The following is a 3,108-nucleotide window of genomic DNA, read 5'->3' as shown; positions in this document are numbered from 1 at the left end:
CCTACCCGCTCGCGGCGCGAAACGTCAATCTGTTCACCGTCCCGTCGGGCGACATCTCGGACACGATCACGTCGTTGCTGCCGGACGGACGGGAGCCGAAACGGGTGAGCGTTCGAAAGGCTGGCTTCGCCCTGCGGGCCGCGAACGAAACGCTCGCCGGTGGGGCGAATGCGTCGTTCCGCCGCCAGCGGGACGAACTACAGCGCAACCTCGACGCGTCGCTCGACGATATCGAGCGACACTTGGGAACGGAACTCGCCACGAGCGATGCGGTCGATCTATCCGATTCGGAATCCCGTGCGGCAGTTCATCGAGGCATGGCACGCTGGCGAACGACGGCCGACCGGGCGATCGCCGTGACGAACGGTTCCGCCGCCACGAGTATCGCACGAGCGATCGAACTGCAGTCTGGCGGGGGGAAACACTGGACACAGATGCAACGCGATGCGGTGACGCTCCGAATTCGTTTCGCCCTTGAATCCGCACGGAAGAACGCTGACGGAGTGAAAGAATCGAGCGTCAAACCGGTCGTGAAGGCCGCTCGAACGGTGCTGACCGAGAAACTGAAAGGGGCGGCCCAGGGGTACATCGAGAAGCGCGTTCGGCGGCGGTTGAACGAATCGATCAACGAAACGATGGCGAACATGCCCGCGGGACTACCGGTCACGCCGGTTCCCGGCTATTGGTACGCCACGGTCAACGTATGGCAGGTGGACGTATCGGGGACGTACGCTCGGTTTACGGTCCGTGCCCGCGAGGGAGCGCCGACCTCGCCGGGTGCGTCGGTCGCGTACTGCCGACAGGCCGGAGTCGTTCGGTTGGACGCCGACGGCGATGGTACCAAGGAGACCGTTGGACGGACGACGCCGGTTTCGTTCGATACGGGAACGACCGTCATCGTCGCGGTCCCGCCGGGAAAGACTGGTGTGGGTGACGTGGACGGGAACGCCGACGAACGCTCATCCGGATGGGGAAACCGGAGTGACAATCCATTTGACGCCCGCGTCCTTCGTGACGACCATGCTCTACGACGAGATAGATGACCCCGGCGAGACGACGCCGACGAGGTTGCACGAGGAGTACTTGGCAGAACTCGCGGAGACGATCACGTCGGTCGGTCACGACGAAGTGGTAGACCGGACGGACCTCGACCCGGAAATGGTCGAATCGATCGCCGACGGCGAGCAGGTCGACATGACGCTCGAAGACGCTGCCGCGATCCTCGCGACTTTGGACGGAATGCCTGATTCGGACTCGATCCTTCTCGAAGTCCGCGACCACCTGTTGATGGGAATGACGACGGGCGTAGTGGACATCGACACGCTCGCGAGGGAGATCGACGGCGACCTCGAAGCGCGCGCTATCCAAAAGAAAATCGAGGGGCGAGGACCGATGACGCTGGACGAGTACGCGCGCATCCACCACGCTATCGCCAAACGAAACGACCGATAGCAGTTTCAGGGAAGTTATCCGCGTACCGTTCGAAGGAAGGATATGAACGTCGGAGTACTCGGTTGCGGCTACGTCGGTCTTGCACTCGCGCGTGGACTGCTCGCGGATGGACACGACGTGGTCGGTGTTCGGCGGTCTCAGGACGGTCTTCGGGCGGTCGAGGAGGTCGGTGCGGACGCCGTACAGGCGGACGTGACGGACGCGGATTCCCTCGCGTCGATTCCCGACGTGGACGTGCTCGTCTACGCGGTGAGCGCGGACGGCCGCGACTCGGAGGCGGCGCGGACGGCGTACGTCGATGGATTGCGGACGACCCTCGACCACTTCGCGGGTCGGAATTCGCCGCCCGAGCGAATCGTCTACACGTCGAGTACGGGAGTGTACGGCGACAGGGACGGGGAGTGGGTGGACGAATCGACACCGTTGGAGCCACGAACCGAACGGGAGGAGATTCTGGCCGAGGCCGAGGAAATCGTGCAGGAGGACCGCGGATGGGAATGGACGATCACTCGGTTCTCGGGCCTGTACGGCCCGGATCGCTATCGATTGGAGCAGTATCTGGAGGGGGCGGTCTCCGACCGATATCTGAACGTGATCCACCGCGACGATGCGGCGGGCGTGATTCGATACCTCCTCGAAACCGGGAACGGACGGAACGAGGTCGTTCTCGCGACGGACGACGAACCCATCCGGAAACCGGTGCTGGCGGATTGGCTCGCGGACGAATGTGGCGTTTCCCACCCGCCGCGGGCCGAACCGACGAGCGAGCGGGCGCGAGCGAGCAAGCGCTGTTCGAACGAAAAACTCCGCGAAATGGGCTACGAATACCGCTATCCGACGTACAGAGAGGGGTATCGGGCGGCAATTGACACGTATCAATAGTTCCGAATCGTCTGACACCTGTAACCGTTGGGAAAAGTTCTTGGTTTCCCCTATCGACTTCGAGGGTATGGAGTTACGGGCCGACCAGTCGGTTCAGGGGCTGTTCCGAAGTGCGCAACTCTACAGTTCCGACAATCCGATGTTGGTCGTCGGGGGCGTCCTCGGCGCGATCGTGTTGGTGGTGTCGGCGTGGCTGGTCGTCCGCTGGATTCGGCGACCGAAAGGGGCTCGGCTCAAACGGGCGTTAGCGAAACGGGACGAACTCGTCGTCCTGTTGCACCCCAATCCCGACCCGGATGCGATGGCGTGTGGTATCGCAATCGCGTATCTCGCGGAAACGGTCGGAACGGACGTAACACTGCAATATACCGGACAGATACGGCATCAGGAAAACCGCGCGTTCCGAACCATTCTCGACCTCGAACTCGACCGCGTCGAACACGTAACCGACCTCGCTGCTTCTACCATCGTTCTCGTCGATCATAACACTCCGCGCGGATTCAACGGCGCGGAACGGATCGAACCGTACGCCGTCGTCGACCACCATCCAGGAAACGGTACCGGCGAGGTGTTCACGGACAAGCGAACGAAGTACGGTGCGTGTTCGACCATCGTCGCGGAGTACTTCGAGGACCTCGGAGCGACACCCGTCGGTCCGGACGAAATTCCACCTGAGGACGAGTTCGTTCTCCCGTCCCACATCGCCACCGGCTTGCTGTACGGGATACAGTCCGACACGAAACACCTGACGAACGGCTGTTCGGCGGCGGAGTT

Annotated in this window: 4 protein-coding genes; all 4 read left to right on the top strand. The window is 62.5% G+C overall.

Features of this window, described 5'->3' with window-relative positions:
- Positions 1–1,043: DUF7286 family protein (locus tag WBV42_RS13285; RefSeq protein WP_423986450.1), on the top strand; the 1,043-nt coding region annotated here is incomplete at its 5' end.
- Positions 1,021–1,452, top strand: coding sequence for a DUF5791 family protein (locus WBV42_RS13280; RefSeq protein ID WP_423986449.1), 432 nt, complete (start codon positions 1,021–1,023; stop codon positions 1,450–1,452). The genes WBV42_RS13285 and WBV42_RS13280, both read left to right, overlap by 23 nt.
- 42 nt (positions 1,453–1,494) lie before the next feature.
- Positions 1,495–2,334, top strand: coding sequence for an SDR family oxidoreductase (locus WBV42_RS13275; RefSeq protein WP_423986448.1), 840 nt, complete (start codon positions 1,495–1,497; stop codon positions 2,332–2,334).
- A gap of 67 nt (positions 2,335–2,401) precedes the next feature.
- Positions 2,402–3,108, top strand: a 707-nt coding sequence (locus WBV42_RS13270) for a DHH family phosphoesterase (protein ID WP_423986447.1), incomplete at its 3' end; no start/stop codon positions are given.

It is taken from the genome of Haladaptatus sp., from assembly GCF_049589095.1.
Taxonomy (GTDB): domain Archaea; phylum Halobacteriota; class Halobacteria; order Halobacteriales; family Haladaptataceae; genus Haladaptatus.
This window is presented reverse-complemented; position numbering and strand designations above follow the sequence as displayed.

Excerpts from the sequence above, each read along its gene's own strand:
- WBV42_RS13280 (WP_423986449.1), top strand. The coding sequence starts at position 1,021 with ATGCTCTACGACGAGATAGATGACCCCGGCGAGACGACGCCGACGAGG.
- WBV42_RS13275 (WP_423986448.1), top strand. The coding sequence starts at position 1,495 with ATGAACGTCGGAGTACTCGGTTGCGGCTACGTCGGTCTTGCACTCGCG.